General features: G+C 64.8%; 19 protein-coding genes. 5 read left to right on the top strand and 14 right to left on the bottom strand.

Features of this window, described 5'->3' with window-relative positions; translation table 11 throughout:
• Positions 1-2: 2 nt before the first annotated feature.
• The 3 genes from CH296_RS10405 to CH296_RS10415 form a co-directional block, all read right to left on the bottom strand.
• A complete protein-coding gene (locus CH296_RS10405; RefSeq protein ID WP_094629278.1) occupies positions 3-1151 on the bottom strand; it encodes a serine hydrolase in 1149 nt (382 codons plus the stop codon).
• Between the two features lie 64 nt (positions 1152-1215).
• Entirely contained in the window at positions 1216-1584 is a 369-nt protein-coding gene (locus tag CH296_RS10410; RefSeq protein WP_094684661.1) for a glyoxalase superfamily protein, read from the bottom strand.
• Positions 1585-1629: 45 nt separating this feature from the next.
• Entirely contained in the window at positions 1630-2190 is a 561-nt protein-coding gene (locus CH296_RS10415; protein ID WP_032397375.1) for a TetR/AcrR family transcriptional regulator, read from the bottom strand.
• A gap of 103 nt (positions 2191-2293) precedes the next feature.
• Here CH296_RS10415 and CH296_RS10420 point away from each other — a divergent pair, with 103 nt between their 5' ends.
• A complete protein-coding gene (locus tag CH296_RS10420) occupies positions 2294-3133 on the top strand; it encodes an alpha/beta fold hydrolase (RefSeq protein WP_094684662.1) in 840 nt (279 codons plus the stop codon).
• 50 nt (positions 3134-3183) lie between these two features.
• On the opposite strand, the gene rraA is transcribed toward CH296_RS10420, so the two are convergent.
• Both rraA and CH296_RS10430 read right to left on the bottom strand, forming a co-directional pair.
• The gene (gene rraA, locus CH296_RS10425; protein WP_032397105.1) at positions 3184-3663 is read right to left on the bottom strand and encodes a ribonuclease E activity regulator RraA; all 480 of its coding nucleotides are present in this window, start codon (positions 3661-3663) and stop codon (positions 3184-3186) included.
• A gap of 24 nt (positions 3664-3687) precedes the next feature.
• Positions 3688-4071, bottom strand: a complete 384-nt coding sequence (locus tag CH296_RS10430) for a DUF5313 family protein (protein WP_032397106.1) — start codon at positions 4069-4071, stop codon at positions 3688-3690.
• A gap of 112 nt (positions 4072-4183) precedes the next feature.
• Between CH296_RS10430 and CH296_RS10435 the strand changes: the two genes are divergently transcribed.
• Positions 4184-5224 (top strand): amidohydrolase family protein, encoded by a 1041-nt coding sequence (locus CH296_RS10435; RefSeq protein WP_256980404.1) that lies wholly within the window; start codon positions 4184-4186, stop codon positions 5222-5224.
• 23 nt (positions 5225-5247) lie between these two features.
• Entirely contained in the window at positions 5248-5541 is a 294-nt protein-coding gene (locus CH296_RS10440; RefSeq protein WP_032397107.1) for a WhiB family transcriptional regulator, read from the top strand.
• Here the strand turns inward: CH296_RS10440 and CH296_RS10445 are convergent.
• Both CH296_RS10445 and CH296_RS10450 read right to left on the bottom strand, forming a co-directional pair.
• Positions 5510-6304 (bottom strand): MerR family transcriptional regulator, encoded by a 795-nt coding sequence (locus tag CH296_RS10445; RefSeq protein WP_256980405.1) that lies wholly within the window; start codon positions 6302-6304, stop codon positions 5510-5512. The genes CH296_RS10440 and CH296_RS10445 overlap by 32 nt on opposite strands.
• Positions 6305-6370: 66 nt before the next feature.
• Entirely contained in the window at positions 6371-7576 is a 1206-nt protein-coding gene (locus CH296_RS10450) for a lipase family protein (RefSeq protein ID WP_256980406.1), read from the bottom strand.
• 154 nt (positions 7577-7730) lie between these two features.
• Here CH296_RS10450 and CH296_RS10455 point away from each other — a divergent pair, with 154 nt between their 5' ends.
• Complete coding sequence (locus CH296_RS10455) at positions 7731-9284, top strand: succinic semialdehyde dehydrogenase (RefSeq protein ID WP_032397109.1); 1554 nt, start codon at positions 7731-7733, stop codon at positions 9282-9284.
• Between the two features lie 36 nt (positions 9285-9320).
• On the opposite strand, the gene CH296_RS10460 is transcribed toward CH296_RS10455, so the two are convergent.
• The 3 genes from CH296_RS10460 to CH296_RS10470 form a co-directional block, all read right to left on the bottom strand.
• Positions 9321-10715: a PQQ-binding-like beta-propeller repeat protein gene (locus tag CH296_RS10460; protein WP_094684664.1), complete on the bottom strand. Its 1395-nt coding sequence runs from the start codon at positions 10713-10715 to the stop codon at positions 9321-9323.
• Between the two features lie 121 nt (positions 10716-10836).
• A complete protein-coding gene (locus CH296_RS10465; RefSeq protein ID WP_256980407.1) occupies positions 10837-12840 on the bottom strand; it encodes an MDR family MFS transporter in 2004 nt (667 codons plus the stop codon).
• A 3-nt stretch (positions 12841-12843) separates the two neighbouring features.
• Positions 12844-13329, bottom strand: a complete 486-nt coding sequence (locus CH296_RS10470) for a MarR family winged helix-turn-helix transcriptional regulator (protein ID WP_094684692.1) — start codon at positions 13327-13329, stop codon at positions 12844-12846.
• Between the two features lie 214 nt (positions 13330-13543).
• On the opposite strand from CH296_RS10470, the gene CH296_RS10475 reads away from it, so the two are divergent.
• Positions 13544-13894 (top strand): VOC family protein, encoded by a 351-nt coding sequence (locus CH296_RS10475; protein WP_032397112.1) that lies wholly within the window; start codon positions 13544-13546, stop codon positions 13892-13894.
• A gap of 2 nt (positions 13895-13896) precedes the next feature.
• Here the strand turns inward: CH296_RS10475 and CH296_RS10480 are convergent, their stop codons facing one another.
• The 4 genes from CH296_RS10480 to CH296_RS10495 all read right to left on the bottom strand — a co-directional run bounded on the left by CH296_RS10480 (position 13897) and on the right by CH296_RS10495 (position 18039).
• The gene (locus tag CH296_RS10480; RefSeq protein ID WP_094684665.1) at positions 13897-15000 is read right to left on the bottom strand and encodes a TDT family transporter; all 1104 of its coding nucleotides are present in this window, start codon (positions 14998-15000) and stop codon (positions 13897-13899) included.
• A 68-nt stretch (positions 15001-15068) separates the two neighbouring features.
• Positions 15069-15977, bottom strand: coding sequence for a LysR family transcriptional regulator (locus tag CH296_RS10485; RefSeq protein ID WP_094684666.1), 909 nt, complete (start codon positions 15975-15977; stop codon positions 15069-15071).
• Positions 15978-16001: 24 nt separating this feature from the next.
• Positions 16002-16895, bottom strand: a complete 894-nt coding sequence (locus CH296_RS10490) for a GIY-YIG nuclease family protein (RefSeq protein ID WP_218830251.1) — start codon at positions 16893-16895, stop codon at positions 16002-16004.
• Positions 16855-18039: a DNA cytosine methyltransferase gene (locus CH296_RS10495; protein WP_254923916.1), complete on the bottom strand. Its 1185-nt coding sequence runs from the start codon at positions 18037-18039 to the stop codon at positions 16855-16857. The genes CH296_RS10490 and CH296_RS10495 overlap by 41 nt, the downstream gene beginning before the upstream one ends.
• Positions 18040-18074: the final 35 nt, after the last annotated feature.

The following is an 18074-nucleotide window of genomic DNA, read 5'->3' on the forward strand; positions in this document are numbered from 1 at the left end:
TGCTAAGCCGGACAGGTGGAGGTGAGTCCGGCGATCAATGCTTCGGAGGCAGGCTGTTCGAGTGGATCGGCGGCCGGGTTGGGACCGGCCGTGGTCCAGGCCATCGATACCTGACGCTGACCGTCCGGGCTCGAGAACGCGTAGGTGCGGTAGCCGAAGCCGTTGCCGCGGTTGCCGAACACCAGCTCACCCGAACCCGGGTTGCACGTGTCTCCGCCCAGCAGCAGACCGAGTCCGTACGTCGACGGCGTCACGACCTGCATCTCGTCGATAAGGTTCTGCGGGATCAGTGTGCCGTCGAAGAGTGCTCTGAAGAAGGTGTTCATGTCGCCGACGGTCGAGACCACGGCGGCACCGGATGACCAGATGCCGGCGTCGTAATCGGTGACGTCGGTGTAGGTTCCGTTCTCGAGGACATAGCCGTGCAACGCGTTCTCGTCCAGAGCGGAATCGGTGGGGTACGTCGTGTCGGCCATCTCCAGCGGATCGAAGATCCTGTCCTGCAACGCTTGTCCGATGGACTTGCCGTCCAGTTCGGCGACGATCCGTCCGAGAAGAACATAGTTGGTGTTCGCGTAGCTGAACTCCTGGCCTGGCTCGCTCGTCCAGGGCATGGCCAGAGCCTGCGCGATCAACTCGTCGTCGGCGACGGCGTCGTTCGCACGGGCGGCAATCTGCTCCGCAGAGTCGAATCCGGTGAAGTAGTCCGGAACCCCACTGGTGTGATCGAGCAGTTGGCGGACGGTCACCGGCTTGGGTAGCACCCCGGGAAGCAACTCGTCCACCTGCTGATCGAGCTCGAGTTTCCCCTCGTCGACCAGTTGCAGCACGACGGCCGCAACCATCGCCTTGGTGACGCTGGCGATCCGGACCGGGTCGTCGGCCGACGCCGCCTCGGTGCCGTCGCGCTCGACGAGCCCTGCGGCTCCCGACCACGAACTCTCGCCGTCGCGTACCTGCGCGACCGCGGCGACGGAACCGGCGTCGACCAGTGCGTCCAATGCTGCCTGAACGTCGTCGGTCTCGATGGTTCCGCTCGAGGGTGCGGTGGTGCTCGGCTCGACGGTCGACGGCTGATCGGTCGACGAGCACCCGGCGACCAGCAGGGACGTCGATACTGTGAGGGCGGCGAGGATTCGTAGCTTGCTCATGTCGTCGACGCTAACGACGCCACGCAGATGATTTCAGTGTCAAATGTCAGTGATTTTCGATGAGTCAGCGACTCACCTGGCAGAAGCGGAGGGTGTTCGAGAACGGGTCTATGACCGTCATGGTAGGACCGCCCGGCGCGTCGTGATCGATTCCCGGTCGGCTGCGTGGGTTGTTCTTCTGGAGCAGTTCGGCATTGAAGGACGCGACATCGGTGATCGGTATCCAGACGGAGGTTCCCGGAGTGCCGTCGCCGTAGTGTTGGGACAGATCCAGGGTGCAGTCCCCGCGCGAAAGACGGATGTACAGCGGCAGATCCGGCTCGAATCGATGTTCCCATTGGACCGAAAAGCCCAGATAGTCCAGATAGAACGCACGCGCTTCGACGTCGTCGAAGATGCGCAGAATCGGAACAGCGGGGCCGAATGCCGTCATGGCATCGAGTGTGGCACGTTCGGCGCCGCCTACACCAGGGCTGCGCTACTGCTTACCCGAATCCAGCAGCACCTCGGCCGCAGCCTTTGCTGCAGTGGCAGATTCGGTGAGTTCGGTGATGGCTGCGGTGGTTTGCGCACCTTCGGCGAGCAACGCGATCTGCAGTCCCACCGACGGAGCGCATCCGGCTTCGACGGCCAATCGAGTGACGTAGTCGATGAAGTTCTTCTTGTGCTGCTGTGCCGCGTCGGCGACCTCGGGCATGGTTGTACCCAGTTCACCGAACGAGTTGATGAAGGCGCACCCGCGGAAGTCGTCCTCCCGGAACCAGTGGTCCAGAAAGTCGAAGATCGACAGCAATTTCCGACGAGGTGACTCGTAGGCCGCGGCCTCGGCGTTGATGCCGTCGTTCCACTGCCGAGTACGACCACGAAGAACCTCGGCGACGATGGCGGTTTTCGAGGGAAAGAGCGTGTACAGGCGCTTGAGGGAGATACCGGCCTTGGCGCGCAACTCGTCCATCCCCACCGCCTGGATACCGCGCGCGTAGAACAGTGCGTCCGCGGCGTTCACCACCTGGGCGCGTCCGATTTCCGTACTGGTCATCGCATACCCCTTGCCGAGAGAACCAACGTTCTCTACTGTAGTCCACATACGCAGAGAACGACCGTTCTCCCGCTCGATGATCAGGACACAGGAAGGCAGGATCATGGCGTACATCAACGTCGGAACCGAGAACTCCACCCCCGTCGAGGTCTACTACGAGGATCACGGCTCCGGTCAGCCGGTCGTCCTCATCCACGGCTACCCACTCGACGGCAACTCCTGGGAACGTCAGTCACGGGCGCTGCTCGACGCCGGCTACCGCGTCATCACCTACGACCGCCGCGGCTTCGGCCAATCCAGCAAGCCGACCGTCGGATACGACTACGACACCTTCGCCTCGGACCTGGACAAGGTTCTGACCGAACTGGATCTGCGCGACGTCATCCTGGTCGGATTCTCCATGGGCACAGGCGAACTCGCTCGGTACGCGGCGAAGTACGGCACGGATCGCGTCGCGAAGTTCGCATTTCTCGCCTCACTCGAGCCGTTCCTGCTGCAGACCGACGACAACCCAACCGGAGTTCCGCAGTCGGTGTTCGACGGCATCGACAGTGCCGCGCGGGAGGATCGCTTCGCCTGGTTCGACAATTTCTACAAGGATTTCTACAACCTCGACGAGAACCTCGGGAGCCGTATCAGCGAGGCGACGGTACGTGCGAGCTGGAACACCGCGACCAACAGCGCGCCCGTGGCCGCCTACGCCGTCGTGCCCACGTGGCTCGAGGACTTCCGCGGCGATGTGGAGAAGGTACGCGCATCGGGCAAGCCCACGCTGATTCTGCACGGCACGGCCGACAACATCCTGCCGATCGATTCCACCGGCCGTCAGTTCCACAAGGTGTTCCCGGAGGCCACGTACGTCGAAGTCGACGGCGCACCGCACGGACTGCTGTGGACGCACTTCCAGGAAGTCAACGACGCGCTGCTCGCGTTCGTGAAGTAGAGGCAAACGCAGAAAGGGACGGCGAAATCGCCGTCCCTTTCTGCGTCGGACTAGACCGCGACGACGCCGTCGTGGTCGCTGTAGACGATCTCGCCCGGGGTGAAGGTGACGCCGCCGAAGCTGACCGGCACGTTCTTCTCACCCGAGCCGGTCTGTGTGCTCTTACGCGGATTCGTGCCCAGTGCCTTGACGCCGATGTCGAGCGTGCGCAGGATCGCCGAGTCTCGCACCGCGCCGTTGACGATGACTCCGGCCCAACCGTTGGTGACGCCCCGGCCCGCGATGATGTCGCCGACGAGTGCGGTGTGCACGCTGGCGTCGCCGTCGACCACCAGAACGCCACCGTTACCGGGTTCGCTCAGAGTCTGCTTCACCAGCAGGTTGTCCTGGAAGCAGCGGATGGTGGTGATGGGGCCCGCGAATTCGGTGTGCTTGCCGTACTGGATGAACTGGGTGTCGCAGCTGCGGATGTCGGGACCGATCTCGTCGGCCAGATCAGCTGTTGCCTTGAATTCCACAGGTGAAGTCATGCGGCACAGACTATCGCCCGGACATCAACCGCGGCCGTGACGGCGTTCGTAGTCGTTTCGAGTGCGGTCGGCGCGGCTCTGCGCCTTCGCGTTGATCAACTGCGGATCGAGGCCGTGGATCAACAAGCGATGCCGCCGGTAGACGTTCATCAATGCGATCGCGAAGTAGACGAGCGGAATGAACAGCAAGGCCATCATCGCCAGCGACATCCACAGCGGTCCCGGGATCAACAAGAACAACAACAGCAGCGGGATGACGGGCACCGTGAACCGCGCGATGTAGCGGACCTGCGCTCCGTTGCCCACCAAGTCCTTGCGTACCCACTCCTGCATGGACTCGGGCAGCGTGCGACCGAACGAATACCCCAGAAATTGCAGCGGGCTCGGCTTCGTACGTTCGGTGGTCATCGCGCAATGCTAGTCCGATCTTCGTTGGTACATCTCACCGTTGACTGCGGATTATCTCATATGTGACGATAACGTCAGTTGAGTCGGTGGCATCGAAACGAGGACCTCCACTGTGATCGATCGCAGAACGCTGCTGGGCACTCTCAGTGCCGCGACGATCTCCGGGGTTGCCCTCTCGACCTTGACCTCCGCCATGGCATCGGCGTCCCCCGGCCTCACGTCGGCCGGGCTCGTCGACGTCCACTCGCACATGGTTCCCGACTTCTATCTCCGCGAAGCTCTCGCGTCGGGCATCGTCCTTCCCGACGGCATGCCGAAGTGGCCGTCCTGGTCGGTCGATGAGCACCTGCAGATGATGGACGGCTGCGGCATCGACAGCGCGATCCTGTCCGTCTCCTCGCCCGGTGTCCACCTCGGTGACGACGGAAAAGCGGCCGAACTGGCTCGACGGGTCAACGATTTCGGAGCCGGGGTGGTCGCGAATCGGCCCCGACTCGGGTTCTTCGCGTCCTTGCCACTGCCGAACGTCGTCGATTCGACGGTCGAGGCCATCCGTGCGCTGGACCAGCTGGGGGCCGACGGAGTGACGGTGATGTCGAACGCCGGCGGAATGTATTTGGGCAACGCCGCTTTGACGCCACTGCTGGTGGCGCTCGATGCGCGATCGGCGGTCGTGTTCGTACATCCGACGTCACCGCCGAATTCGGGGGCAGTATCGCTCGGGCGTCCGGCGCCGATGATCGAATTCCTCTTCGACACAGCACGAACCGTCGTCGACCTGATTCTGCTGGGCGTGGTCGATCGATTCCCCAACATTCGCTGGGTGTTCACTCACGGCGGCGGAGTTCTACCACTGCTGGCGGACCGAGTCGATTTCTTCCGAACCCAGGTGGGTCTGGGGACCCCGACCACACCGGATGTGCTGCAGCGCTTGTGGTTCGACCTCGCCGGAACTCCTGTACCGAGGCAGCTGCCCGCCTTGCTGTCCACCGTCGGCCCCGATCGTCTGGTCTACGGCAGCGACTACTGCTTCACGCCGATCGCCGCGGTACAGGACCAACTGCAATCACTCGACGCCGGTGCCGCGAACGGCGGACTGGACAACTGGCGAGGGACCACATCCGGCAACGCTCGCCGACTGCTCGATCGCTGATCCGAAAGAGGTGGACACTGCCGATGAAAGCGCAAGCACTGCAACCGATCGCCGAGCACTGGGACTGGCAGATCGATGCCGCCTGCCGCTCGATGCCGGTCTCGATGTTCTACCCGCCGTTGGGATTGCGAGGATACTCGCTGAAAAGCCTCGAGCGACAGGCGAAGCTCGTGTGCGAACGATGCCCCGTGATCGCACGCTGCCTGCAACACGCGCTCGACTCCGACGAAAAGCACGGAGTCTGGGGAGGATCGACCGCACACGAGCGTTCTGCGATGGTCCGCGTCACCCCTGACGAGCGGCGTTCGCGACAATGACATCACGAAGGTACTGCGCCAAGCCGTCGGCGATGTCGTTGTAGTGCTTGGCGAATCGCTCGTCCGCGATGTACATCTCCGCCAGGTTCACCTGCATCTCGTAGCCGCAGTCGTAGTACCGCTCGATCGACGCCCGGTGACGCTCGGCCAGTTGCCCGGCCTCGGTGGACTCCGGCGACACACCCCGCTGCATCGCGGCAGCGAGATCCGCTTCCAGTAGATCCGTCTCCTCTTTGACGGCCTTCCAATCGTCCTTGGTGAACGACGCCGTCCGCTGCTGCGACTGCTTCCACTCGTCGGTCTCGCCCCAGCGTTGCTCGGCTTCCTCGGCGTACTCCTCGCCAGGCCAGTTGTCGCCGAAGATCTCTCGCTGCTCCTCGGGAGTCAGTTGCATACCCATCTTTTTCGCCTCCATCATCTTGTCCACGGCCGCAGCCATTGCGTGCAAGTGATCGATCCGCTCGTTCAGTAGGTCGCGCTGTCGGCGTAGATGCGCCATGGCATCGACCGTAGGATCGTCGAGCAACGCCGCGATGGCGTCGAGCGGGAACCCGAGTTCGCGGTAGGTCAGAACCTGGTGCAGCCGTTCGACATCGGCGGACGAGTACGTCCGATAGCCCTTCGGCGTTCTGCCCGACGGCACCACCAACGCGATCTCGTCGTAATGATGCAGCGTTCGGACACTGACACCCACCAACTTCGAGACTGCCCCGACCTGCAAGCCGGCCGAACCGTTCGCGGAAGAATCACTCACGAAAGACACTGTGCCGCCTCCCGTGACGTGAGGGTCAAGCTACGAGCCTCGCGGGTCGTTCCGCAGGGGCAACTCCTAGCGGATGACGCGCTCGCACCCGGAGGTCGATTCTCCGGCGAGCCGCTGCCCGAGCCAGTCGTACGCTCCGGGACGGCCGTTGGTCTGCGCCAGAGAATGATCCCCTGGAATCTCTTCGAGCCGGACCGACGCCCCCGCTGCGCACCACTGGTCCTGCACCGCCTCGGCACCCTCCTTGGGAATGAGGAAGTCCTGCAGTCCCTGGTAGATGTAGATCGGTGCGTCGGGCTTGCGCTGGCCCATGCGGTTCTCTTCGACGATCGCCTTGGTGATCGGATGCTCGAACACGTCGGGGACGTTGGAGAGGTTTCGCTGGTCCAGCAGCAGCAGTCCCGTGTAGGACAACACGTCCACGCATTGATCCTTCTGCGCCAGAGCCAGTCGCTTGCCGTTGTCGTTGGCGAGCTGCCGCATCTCCGGGTACTCGCGGGACAGGCCGATCGTCGCCGCAGTGAACAGACCCGATCCGATCTGGCCGTTCAGTGACGTCTGCAGAATCTTGTAGTCGGTCGGCGGGCCACCGAACGCGACGCCGGCAATGTTCAACTCCGGCGCGTATTCCGGAGCCAACTGCGCGGCCCAACCCGAGGCGATGGCACCGCCGGAGTAACCGGTGATGCCGATCGGAGCGTCCGCAGCCACCCCCGCGCTCTGCGATGCGCGCACGCCGTCGAGCACGGTGTGCCCTGAAACGAGACCGGCCGAATAGGCCTGTCGAGGACCCTGATAGTCGGTGACGACCACCGTGTAGCCGCGACCGAGCAGAATTCGAACCTGATCGATCTCCTTGTTGTTGCCCCGCGGCAGTGTGTACGACGGCGCGCACTGATTACCGAGCGAGTCCGTTGCCTCGTTGTATGCGACGACGGGACGATCTCCGGCTCCTGACCACGGCGCGGTGGGCGTCAGGACCGTCGTCGCCGCCGCGATGGGGCGGTTCTTGGAATCGGTCGAACGGAAGAGCAACTGAACGGACGACGCCTCGGTCGTCACCGCGACGTCTCGACGGTTGAGCACCGTGCCCGGCTGCAGGTTCTCGTACCCGGCCGGGGGATCGAACCACGCATCGCCCAGGGGGGTGGGCAGGTACGCAGCGGGGTCCGAAGGGGGAGCGATGAAGTCCTGAACAGGATCGGCTTGAGCCGGGCCTGCCAACGACAGCATCAATGCTGCGGCTCCGGCCAGAACGAGTGCCTTGCGCATGTGATTCCCACCCTGTAGCTCCGTACGCCCCGACGTCCGGTAGACCAGTGACCATCGTGCCATACGGTGGCGCAATTTCGGGTCTGTGAACTGAGCCAGCAAGCAGGTAGGTTGTCTGTTACTCCGAACACTACTCACCAGTAGGGACCCGTCCATGCCAGCACCGTCAGCTGCGACCTTCACCCGGCTCGCCGATCTCATCGCCATCCCCGACGCCGAATCGCGGCCGACGAAGACCATCACCGAGGTGTTCACCGGCAAGGAACTGGCGACCATCCCGGTCGGTACCGCCGCCGATGCGACCGCCGCGATCGCGCGCGTCCGCGCAGCTCAGGCTGCCTGGGTCAAGCGGCCCGTGTCCGAGCGCGCCGAAATCTTCCACCGCTACCGCGACCTGGTGCTCGCCCACCGCGACGAGCTGATGGACATGGCGCAGGCCGAGACCGGCAAGTCCCGCGCCGCCGCTCTCGAAGAGGTTCTCGACATCTCGATGACCGCGCGGCACTACGCGCGCACCGCCGCGAAGCTGCTGGCTCCGAAGAAGGTCACCGGCATGCTGCCCGTGCTGACCAAGACCAGGGTCCGCTACCAGCCGAAGGGCGTCGTCGGAATCATCGCCCCATGGAACTACCCGATGACCCTCGCAGTGTCCGACGCCATCCCGGCACTGCTGGCAGGCAACGGCGTCGTGCTCAAGCCCGACAGTCAGACGCCGTACTGCGCGCTCGCCTGCGTCGAACTGCTCTACAAGGCCGGTCTGCCCCGTGACCTGTTCGCCGTCGTTCCCGGCCCGGGTTCGGTGGTGGGAACCGCCATCGTCGAGAACACCGAGTACGTCATGTTCACTGGCTCCACCGCTACCGGCCAGCTCCTGGCCGAGCAGGCCGGGCGTCGACTCATCGGATTCTCCGCCGAGCTCGGCGGCAAGAACGCGATGATCGTGGCCAAGGGTGCCAACCTCCGGGAAGTGTCCGACGCGGCCGTGCGGGCCTGCTTCTCCAACTCCGGCCAGCTCTGCATCTCCATCGAACGTATCTACGTCGAGAAGTCGATCGCCGCGGAGTTCACCGAGAAGTTCGGTCAGCGGGTACGCAACATGAGCCTCGGAGCCGACTACGAATTCGGCATCGAGATGGGCAGCCTCATCTCCGAGGATCAGATCAAGACCGTCTCGGCCCACGTCGACGACGCCAAGGTCAAGGGCGCGACCGTCGTCGCCGGAGGCAATGCGCGCCCCGACATCGGCCCGCTGTTCTACGAGCCGACGCTGTTGACGAACGTCACCGAGGACATGGAATGCGCGGCAACCGAGACCTTCGGGCCGCTCGTGTCGATCTATCCCGTCGCCGACGTCGACGAGGCCATCGAGAAGGCCAACGACACCGAGTACGGACTCAACGCCAGCGTGTGGGCCAAGACCAAGGCCCAGGGCGAAGCCATTGCGGCACGGCTGCATTCGGGCACCGTGAACGTCGACGAGGGCTACGCACCGACGTGGGGCACCACCGGTGCTCCGATGGGCGGCATGGGCGTATCCGGTGTCGGACGCAGGCACGGTACCGAGGGCCTGCTCAAGTACACCGAGTCGCAGACCATCGCGACGACGCGTCTGCTCAATCTCGGTGGACCGCGCGGACTTCCGCCGAAGCTGTGGGCGAAGATCATGCCGCCCTTCGTCAAGGCGCTGAAGTACATCCCGGGTCGGTAGAACCGGGCCCGGCGACGTCGGGCGACGAGGGACGGTCTAGGTCGTACGCAGGACCGAGATGCTCAGGGCCCTGGTGAAGATCGAGTCGGTGCCGACTCGATCGAACATCGGCCACGACTGCCGATCGATTCCCTCGTCGTCGAACGTCGCCACGGGGATGTCCCACACTGTGGATCCGGTTCCGACGTCGATCCCGCGCAGCACTTCCGGTCCGAACAGAGTGGCGACGTCACCGTCGAGCGCACCGACCTCCGCGAAACCTCCTGATTCGCGACTCCACAGCGTGTTCCCGGTGTCGAGGTCGATTGCGGATTCGGTGGCTGTGTCGTTGTTGCGCAGTAGCGCCACCGAACCCGTGACGGCGTATGCCAGTCCGTTGGTGGACAGGAACGCAGCGGCGGGTCCGGTGATCTCCGGCGCAACAGCCCAGACCAGACTCTCGTCGGTCCACACGGGATCCGGATTCGGCGGCCGATAGCCGCCCGTCCCGAGCAGCAACGGGCTCTGCTCGGCGGGTGCGTCGAACGTCGGCCGCTGCAGGGTCACGGAATCCGTTGCAGCGAGCACGGATCCGTCGGCGTCGACGATCTCCGAACCTGTGACCACGGTGGGATCCGAGCAGTCCGTCCGCACCACCCGCACGTTGCCGTCGCTCGAGGCGGTGCCCGAGCGAGCGCAGTTCGGAGCTGTTCTGGACCACCGGTTCTCCCCGGTGGCGAGGTCGAAGGCGAACACTCCTCGGCCGTCGTCGAACAGCCCGATTCCGTTCTCGGTGTGCAGCGTCGAGGCGAACTGTGTGTTGAGTGAGGACGTGGAATCGAACTGCACCGACCAGTCCGCGTCCACGTCGTCCGCAGTGCCGCGAGACACCGTCGGCCGGACGCCCTCGCGGACCGCCCGAGAGGTGTACACGTGGCCGTCCGTGGTGGTCAGACCGGTGATCGGAAACGCTACGTCCCGAGTACTCGATTCCCCGGATTCAGCGTCGACGGTGAGGATTTCGGATGTCGTGCCTGCGGAGCCGCGGTAGCAGACGACCTGCCCGTCGACCAACTCCTCACCGCAGCCGACGACGTTCTCCGCGGGGGTACGCCACCGCACCGCACCGTCGGCGATGTGCAATCCCACCAGGGTGGCGTCGACGAACTCTCTGCCGTCGAGGCGGCCGACGAGCGTGACGACCGTCGAGCCGTCGGAGATGGAACCGGATTCCGTCGAATCGGTGTCGCTGCCCTGAACGGGATCACGAAACTGACCGCCTTCGACACCCACATCCGAGGGAGTGAGAGTCCAGCCCAGAGTCGGAGCAGGTCCTGTTGCACCGTCGATGGGAGTGCCGGCCGTCGACGCTCGTTCCTCGGTTCCGCACGACGCGCAGGCAAGCGCTGCTACCAGGACCGCGGCGGCGGAGACCCGGAGACGACGTGTCATGAAAGATCCTCCCGCCTGTGCAGAACCGAAAGATGGTGGACGGTTCGGTCTTGGAGCATAGAGAACGAAAAATCCCCGCACTCCCGGTGGGGGTGCGGGGAACTTTCGTCGACGCGCGAGCCTAGTTGACGCTGTGTCCGTTCAGTCCGGCGTGTGCGTAGTGATTGCGACTGTCGGGAATGTGGTTGTCTCCCAACACCCGAGCAATCTGCTGCTCACTGAGTCCGAGGCGACGAAGCCGCTCGCAGACCGCATCGAAATCGAGCATTCTCGCGTCGAGTTCCTGCTGCAGTGCAATCACTTCGGCGCGGATGGTCTCGGCCTCGTCCAGTGCCGCCAGCGTGTCCTTCGGCTCGGGTAGCAGCAGGGCGAGCAGCCGGTCACGTGCGTCGGTGCTCAGCCCCTCGAAGGGGCGCTGCCCCGGCTGCGCCTCGTGACGACCCTCGGCGCGGCCGCCCTCGAAGCGACGGTCGGTGTCGTACTCGGCGGAGACGTAATCCTGGGTGGCACCGAAGGAGGGAATCTCGGCGAGCTGGTCCTGCGGCTCATCCTTGGGTCCCTGGGCAGGGGTCGACGCGATGTCGATCGTCTGGCGCAGTGGGCGATTGGGAATGAAGACGACCGCGATCAGCGTGACGATCGCGACGAACCCGGCGATCATGAAGATGCGACCGGTCGCATCACCGTACGCGGTGCGGATGACTTCGAGGACCGGAGCAGGCAGTGAGGTGAGATCGAGCGATCCACCGCCGCCCGACGAGCTGTCGACGCCGAGCTGGGCCAGGCCGGCTGCGGACTTGTCGGCCACCCGGGTCGCCAGCAGGGAACCGAGAACCGAGACGCCGATCGCGCCGCCGAAGGTGCGGAAGAACGCAACCGTCGACGATGCCGCACCGACGTTCTGCACACTGACCGTGTTCTGCACTGCGAGAACGAGATTCTGCATCAGCATGCCTGTACCGAGGCCGACGATCGTGATGAAGATGCCGACCGTGACCAGGCTGGTGGCGTGATCGATGGTGCCCAGGAGCAGGAATCCGATCACCAGCAGGATGGATCCGGTGACGATGAACGGCTTCCACTTTCCGAACTTGGTGATGAGCTGACCCGAACCGACGGAGGCCACGAGCATGCCGAACACCAGTGGGATGGAGAGCAATCCGGCTTCGGTCGGGGTGTAGCCGCGAGCGGTCTGGAAGTACTGGCCGAGGAAGGTGGTGGCTCCGAAGAGGCCGACACCGACGGCGATGGAGGCGATGATGGCCAGGCCGGTCGTGCGCTCGGTGACGATCTTGAGCGGGATGATCGGCGACTTGTGCCGAGCCTCGACGACGACCGTCAGGATCAGCAGCAGAACTCCGCCGCCCACCAGGTAGGCAGTCTCACGGGAGATCCAGGCGTAGTAGTCCGCCTTGCCTGCGAACGAGACCCAGACGAGGAGAACGGAAACGCCTGCGGTGAGCAGGAGTGCGCCGAGCCAGTCGATGGAGACGTTGTCCTTGCGAACGGTCTTGATGTGCAGGGTCTTCTGCAGCAGTCCGAGGGCGATGACAGCAAGCGGCACGCAGACGAAGAAGCACCAACGCCAGCCGAGGGGGCTGTCGACGATGACGCCGCCCAGGATCGGGCCACCGGACATCGACACGGCCATGACCGCTCCGGTGTAGCCGGAGTAGCGGCCGCGATCACGCGGCGAGACGATGGTGCCGATGATGGCGATGACGAGTGCCGTCAGACCACCCATGCCGATGCCCTGGACGACGCGGGCAGCCAGCAGTACCGGCACGTTGTGTGCGAAGCCGGCGATCAGGGAGCCCGCGACGAAGATGACGATCGCGCTCTGGACCAGCACCTTCTTGTTGAACAGGTCGGCGAGCTTGCCCCAGATGGGAGTGGAGGCGGCGTTGGCCAGCAGGGCTGTGGTGATGACCCAGGCGTACGCGGTCTGCGAACCCTTCAGATCACCGATGATGGTGGGCAGCGCCGTCGAGACGATCGTGGTGCTCAGCAGCGCGGTGAACAGCGCAGCCAGCAGGCCGGTGAGTGCCTCGAGGATCTGGCGGTGCGACATCGCGTCGGGATCGACGACTGCCTGATTGGGCGGAGTTTCCGCAGATGTAGTCATGTTCTATCTCGCAATCGATTCAATGCGGACCACGTCCTGGTGATGGGCGTGGGCGTCTTCGTTGAAGGTGTCGTTCAGTTTGCGGATCGAGTCGAGTGCATCGAGTGCCTCGGACTCGCTCCAGCCGCTCAGCATCTCTGCCAGGCGACGTGCGCGTCTGTCCCAAATTTGTTTCAGTCGAACCTGGCCGACGTCCGACACACAGACCCGGGACGCCCTTCGGTCGTCCGGATCGGGATGCCGATCGATGTAGCCGAGGTCGACGAGGTCCGCGATCTGCCGGCTGAGGGCGGACTGGCTGACGCAGAGCCTGCTGGCCAGGTCGGTCTGTCTGCATTCGCCCTCGGTCGCCAGGATGGCCAACACTCCGGTCAGGGCCTGCGGCAGGGGTGAATCCTCGACTCCGGTGGCCACGGCCCGCTTCAGCGTGCGCCCGAAGAGGAAGACCTCTTCGACCAGCGACTCCGCTGTAGTGGATCGAACTGCCATGAGTGCTCCAACGATGAGTTCCATTTACTTGCTGTCTGCAACCATATATATACATACATGCGCTAAGCAAACATTATTCCTGTCTGGTGGGTCACAGGGTTGGAGCCGGATTGCGGATCGGCTCCTCGGATATGGATCCCGGCCTCCGATCGCAGTCGGAAATCCGAAACTGGGGAGCCGATCCGCGGTCGGGGGTGGGCGATACAGTCCGGGCATGGACGTTGTGCGCGCGATGCCATTGCTCACGGTCACCGATCTCGATGCGGCGCTGGACAGGTACGTCCAGGTCACCGGCATGGAGGTGGTGATGAATCACGGGTGGATCGCCACGCTCGCGCCGTCGGGTGACAGTGCGGCGCAGCTGAGCCTGATCACCATCGATCCCACCGGACCGGTCAACCCGTCGGCGTCGATCGAAGTGGACGACGTGGACGCGGCGTACCGGGCAGCGATGGACGCCGAACTCGAGATCGTCTACGAGATCACCAACGAGGAGTGGGGCGTACGCCGATTCTTCTTTCGCGACTCCGACGGCAACGTGGTGAACGTGCTCTCGCACATGTGAGATCAGGCGGGGTACAACAACTCTCCGCGCCGGATACCGCGCAGAGTGCGGGTGGCCACGGTGAACCAGGCGGCGAGCAGCAAGAGGTACAGGGCAACGGCCAGAGCCTGCACCGCACCGAAATTCAGCGCTTGTCCCAGGGCACTCGCCCCGGTGACGCACGTGCCGACGGGGAAGGTGAACGACCACCACGTCAGCGAGAACCCCAGGTTCCTGCGCGCCGCGTGAACGGTGAGAGCCGTCGCGAGCGCGAACATCAGCACACCGAAGCCGCCCATGATCAGCCCGTAGCCGATGCCGAAGACGTGCAATCCGACGGCGATCGACGACTGTGCACCGGTGAACACCATCGATGCGTCGGTGCCGAGCAGGTTCGCCGCCGTGATCGACTGACCGATCAACCCCAGCGAGATCCACACAGTGGGAGCCGCGTCGACGGGCGGTAGACCGCCGTGCAGCAGCCGCCCGTAGATCAGAGTCAGCGTGATCATCCCGACGATCAGCGACAGTCCGAACATTGCGTAGCACGCGCACAGCAGCGCCAGCCGCCACTGGCCTTCGGGTAGGTGCGGAAGCAGCAACGCCCCGGTCGACGCGGAGACCATCGGCGGAACGACGGGCATCAGCCATGCGGGTAGGGCTGTGACCTGCTCTCGGTGAACGGACGTGATCATGCGATAGGGAACCACGACGCTGGTGAGCAGACCGGCGATCGTTCCGGCGATCCACAGACCGGCGAACAGCGCGGTCGCCGCGGTGGATCCGAGCAGGTCCACTCCGAGGAGGCCTGCTCCCGCGCCGACGGTGAGCAGTGCCATCGGCGGAGCGCCGTAGAACTGCACCATCACCGGGTGCCGGGCATAGGTGACAGCTCGGTCGCGGTGCCCGATCCAGTGCATCGCGAAGGCCGCACCGATCACGATGAGCGCCGTAGCTGCGCAGACCCAGACTGCGACCGCGAACACGTGCAGAGCCGCGGACTGCACCGGCAACGTCGCGGCCGCGGTGGCCACGATGCCGGTCCCCATCACCGCGGCGAACCAGTTGGGGGTGATGTGCTCGAAGGGCTGGCGGCGCACCACGCGGGTAGGAGCTGTCACGGTCATGTCTTCAGCCTGCGGGGTGCCGTGCCGGCTCGGTAGGCACCGGTTCAACACTCAGTCATAACCCAGGGCTATGGCTGCGCCTTCGCAGCCACGGTGAGCAACTCGGCGGCGGGTCCACTCGGCGCGCGGCCGGACGGCCAGATCGCCCGCAGTTCACGATGCAGTGTCAGTCCTGGAATCGGTACGCGGACCAGGGTCCCGGCCGCCAGCTCGGGAGCGACGGCCAGTGAGCTCAGCACGGCTCCGCCGATTCCCGCTCCGACCGCGGACTTGATCGCCGTCGTCGAGGAGACCTCGAGGAGCGGCGAGGCCGGTTGCCCGAGACCCGCTGCTGCCGAGGCGCTTTCGTAGGCCGAGCGCGTCCCAGACCCGGCCTCCCGCGTCACCAGGGCGGTGCCGACGATCTCGGCGGCCGACGGCGCAGTGACGGCCCAGGGGTGGTCCGGTGCCACCACGAGCACCAGTTCGTCGGTGGCAACGGTCCGGTGATCCAGAGCCGTAGGGACACTGGGGCTTTCGATGAAACCGACGTCGGCATTGCCTGCGAGCACCTTCTCGGCGACCACTGTCGAGTTACCCGAGCTCAGCGTCGGCACGATGTGCGGGACAAGCGTGTGCAGCGTGACCAGCCAGCGCGGCAGAAGATACTCTGCGACAGTCTGACTCGCGGCGATCTGCACGTGGCCGATGCGTTCGGCATGCAGTGCGGCGATCGCCGTCGCCAAGTCCTCTGCCGACCGGACGACCGGCGCGGCCCAACTGGCGACGAGCTCGCCGAACTCGGTCAGCACGGTCCCGCGTGCGCCCCGTTTCAGTAGCGGCGCGCCGACACGGCGCTCCAGCGCGCGGATGCGGGCACTGGCCGCGGGCTGAGACATGCCGTGGGCTCTACCCGCTCGCCCGATGCTGCCGAGCTCGGCCACCGACAGCAGCAGATCGATGCTGGTGAGATCGGCGACGTGAGGGGGAAGCGGCACAGGGCGAGCCTACGGCGGCGCGAGTCAGTACTCGCTGAACAGGTCCAACTCGCCGTAGGGCTCGGTGGTGTCCGCGGACTCGATCGCATCTTCCGTGTCTTCGGGATCGTCAGGCTCACTGCGCTCGTGCAGCACCGAACCCACCAGGGCGGTGACGTCGATCGCGGCGGGATCGGGGATGGGATGTCCCTCGACGAAGGCGAGCCGTTCGGCCGACAGGTAGGCCAGGCGCACGGCCTGGACCACCAAGACGCGTCGTAGACCCTCGGAGACCTCGCCACGTTCGCGAGTGACCGCTGCCAATCGCGAGATGGTTTCGGCACGGCGCGCGATACGGATGTCGGGGTGGCCGCGCTCGCGGCGGGTCTGCTCGGAGATCAGCGACCGACGCAGCGACGCGGGGAGTGCGATGGGCTCCGAGACCGGTGGGATCTTCTCGTTCAGGATCGCCTTGTGTCGAGACTTGTCGATGGCCTCGAGGTACGCCGTGTACTCGTGAGCGTTCAGATCACGCTCGGCTGCGCGGAATCGTTCTGCTCCGTCGGACTTCTTGAGATCCTCGTACTGCCACAGCGGCCAGATCTCGATTTCCGCGACCTCGAAGACGTCGAGTACCCGCATCGCGACGGCGTCGGTGCGCTGGTTGGTCAGGTGACGCTGCACCCGAACGCTGAGCTTTTCCTTGGTCTGCCCCACGTAGATCGGCTCGCCGTCGTAATCGTAGAACGCATACACGCCCCACTTGGCCGCCGACCACACCCGGCCCTGATCGTCCCTCTCGCTCAGCACTTCTCGCAGGGCCGCGCGAAAGGACTGCACATCGTCCGCGGGAAGAGTGCTCTTGCGCGGCGCGACGGCAGACGACCGCAGCGAGGACTTACCGTGACTGGACATGCGCCGCAGCTGTATTCGATGCATGCATCGTTCCGCTGACCAGTGGCATCAGGTAGTGCTCCGCGAGCCACGTGACCACGGGAACGCACACCGCATCACCGAAACCGAAGAGCGCCTGGTTGTTTCGTAGACCGTCGAGTGTGTACTCGCCGGCACCCATCAGGCGAGCGTATTCGAGCGGCGTCATCCAACGCACCTGCAACCGGCCGTTGCCCATCTTCACCACCGCCTGCTTCGACGAACCGCCGCGGGCGGTACGAAGGCAGCCGGAGATGTCGTCGGGCCGGGCCTCCCAGACCGCGACGCCGTTGCGGGTGCGACGGTAGGCGGTGCGGTAGCTGACCTTGCGGGACTTCTTCAGAATCTCGATGCGCTGCAACTGAATCGGCGACAACGACTGCACGAACGCCGCGGTACGGGCTGTGTCCCACCACCGATCGTCTCGGTAGTCCATGCGCTCGACCACATCGCCGAGGCCGCTGGTCAACGGAATCGGCGGACTCGGCAACGGAGCCCGGTGGGTCAGCAACGTCGAATCGCCGTACACCGCCTGCAACCAATCCGGCCGCAGCTCACTGTTGGGATCGCGGGCATCCTCAGGGGGATTCTGCGCGCCGATCAGGAACAGGCGTGGACGCGACTGCGGAACGAAGCGTCGAGCATCGATGGTGAGCACATCGACCGAGTAGCCGAGCTCGTTGAGTTCTCGCACCGCTGCGGCCAGATCGTCGCCGCCGTGACTGGTGGCCAGCCCGACGACGTTCTCGAGCGCCACCACCTTCGGCCGAGCGGCACCGAGCTCACTCAACACCCGCGTGAAATGCCGGAACGTCGAGGAGTTCTTGCCCGCCAGACCGGCGCGGCCCCCGGCCAACGACAGGTCGGTGCACGGAAACGACGCCCACGCCAACGACAAATCGTCGGGCAGGTCGTCTCCCCGGGTGTGGGCAACATCGCCGAGTTGAAAATGGCCTGCATCGTCACCGAAGTGCTGGCGATACATGTGGTGCTTGTCGCGCTCGATGTCGTTGGCCCACGAGACCTCGAAACCGGCCTGCTCCAAGCCCATTCGCACCAAGCCGATACCGGCGAAGAACTCTGCGACAGTGTGGATGCGGCCGAGCGCAGGTGCCGAGGATCCACCCGGCACCACAGTCAACTTCGGCATGCACTCAGGCTAGTACAGCGCACCGACACGGTTGT

The organism is Rhodococcus sp. 14-2496-1d (genome assembly GCF_002259365.1).
Classification (GTDB): domain Bacteria; phylum Actinomycetota; class Actinomycetes; order Mycobacteriales; family Mycobacteriaceae; genus Rhodococcoides.

What these genes read in the sequence shown, in the direction of transcription:
- CH296_RS10405 (WP_094629278.1), bottom strand. Translation starts at nt 1,151, where the DNA reads ATGAGCAAGCTACGAATCCTCGCCGCCCTCACAGTATCGACGTCCCTG.
- CH296_RS10410 (WP_094684661.1), bottom strand. Translation starts at nt 1,584, where the DNA reads ATGACGGCATTCGGCCCCGCTGTTCCGATTCTGCGCATCTTCGACGAC.
- CH296_RS10415 (WP_032397375.1), bottom strand. Translation starts at nt 2,190, where the DNA reads ATGACCAGTACGGAAATCGGACGCGCCCAGGTGGTGAACGCCGCGGAC.
- CH296_RS10420 (WP_094684662.1), top strand. Translation starts at nt 2,294, where the DNA reads ATGGCGTACATCAACGTCGGAACCGAGAACTCCACCCCCGTCGAGGTC.
- rraA (WP_032397105.1), bottom strand. Translation starts at nt 3,663, where the DNA reads ATGACTTCACCTGTGGAATTCAAGGCAACAGCTGATCTGGCCGACGAG.
- CH296_RS10430 (WP_032397106.1), bottom strand. Translation starts at nt 4,071, where the DNA reads ATGACCACCGAACGTACGAAGCCGAGCCCGCTGCAATTTCTGGGGTAT.
- CH296_RS10440 (WP_032397107.1), top strand. Translation starts at nt 5,248, where the DNA reads ATGAAAGCGCAAGCACTGCAACCGATCGCCGAGCACTGGGACTGGCAG.
- CH296_RS10450 (WP_256980406.1), bottom strand. Translation starts at nt 7,576, where the DNA reads ATGCGCAAGGCACTCGTTCTGGCCGGAGCCGCAGCATTGATGCTGTCG.
- CH296_RS10455 (WP_032397109.1), top strand. Translation starts at nt 7,731, where the DNA reads ATGCCAGCACCGTCAGCTGCGACCTTCACCCGGCTCGCCGATCTCATC.
- CH296_RS10460 (WP_094684664.1), bottom strand. Translation starts at nt 10,715, where the DNA reads ATGACACGTCGTCTCCGGGTCTCCGCCGCCGCGGTCCTGGTAGCAGCG.
- CH296_RS10465 (WP_256980407.1), bottom strand. Translation starts at nt 12,840, where the DNA reads ATGACTACATCTGCGGAAACTCCGCCCAATCAGGCAGTCGTCGATCCC.
- CH296_RS10470 (WP_094684692.1), bottom strand. Translation starts at nt 13,329, where the DNA reads ATGGCAGTTCGATCCACTACAGCGGAGTCGCTGGTCGAAGAGGTCTTC.
- CH296_RS10475 (WP_032397112.1), top strand. Translation starts at nt 13,544, where the DNA reads ATGGACGTTGTGCGCGCGATGCCATTGCTCACGGTCACCGATCTCGAT.
- CH296_RS10480 (WP_094684665.1), bottom strand. Translation starts at nt 15,000, where the DNA reads ATGACCGTGACAGCTCCTACCCGCGTGGTGCGCCGCCAGCCCTTCGAG.
- CH296_RS10490 (WP_218830251.1), bottom strand. Translation starts at nt 16,895, where the DNA reads ATGCATCGAATACAGCTGCGGCGCATGTCCAGTCACGGTAAGTCCTCG.
- CH296_RS10495 (WP_254923916.1), bottom strand. Translation starts at nt 18,039, where the DNA reads ATGCCGAAGTTGACTGTGGTGCCGGGTGGATCCTCGGCACCTGCGCTC.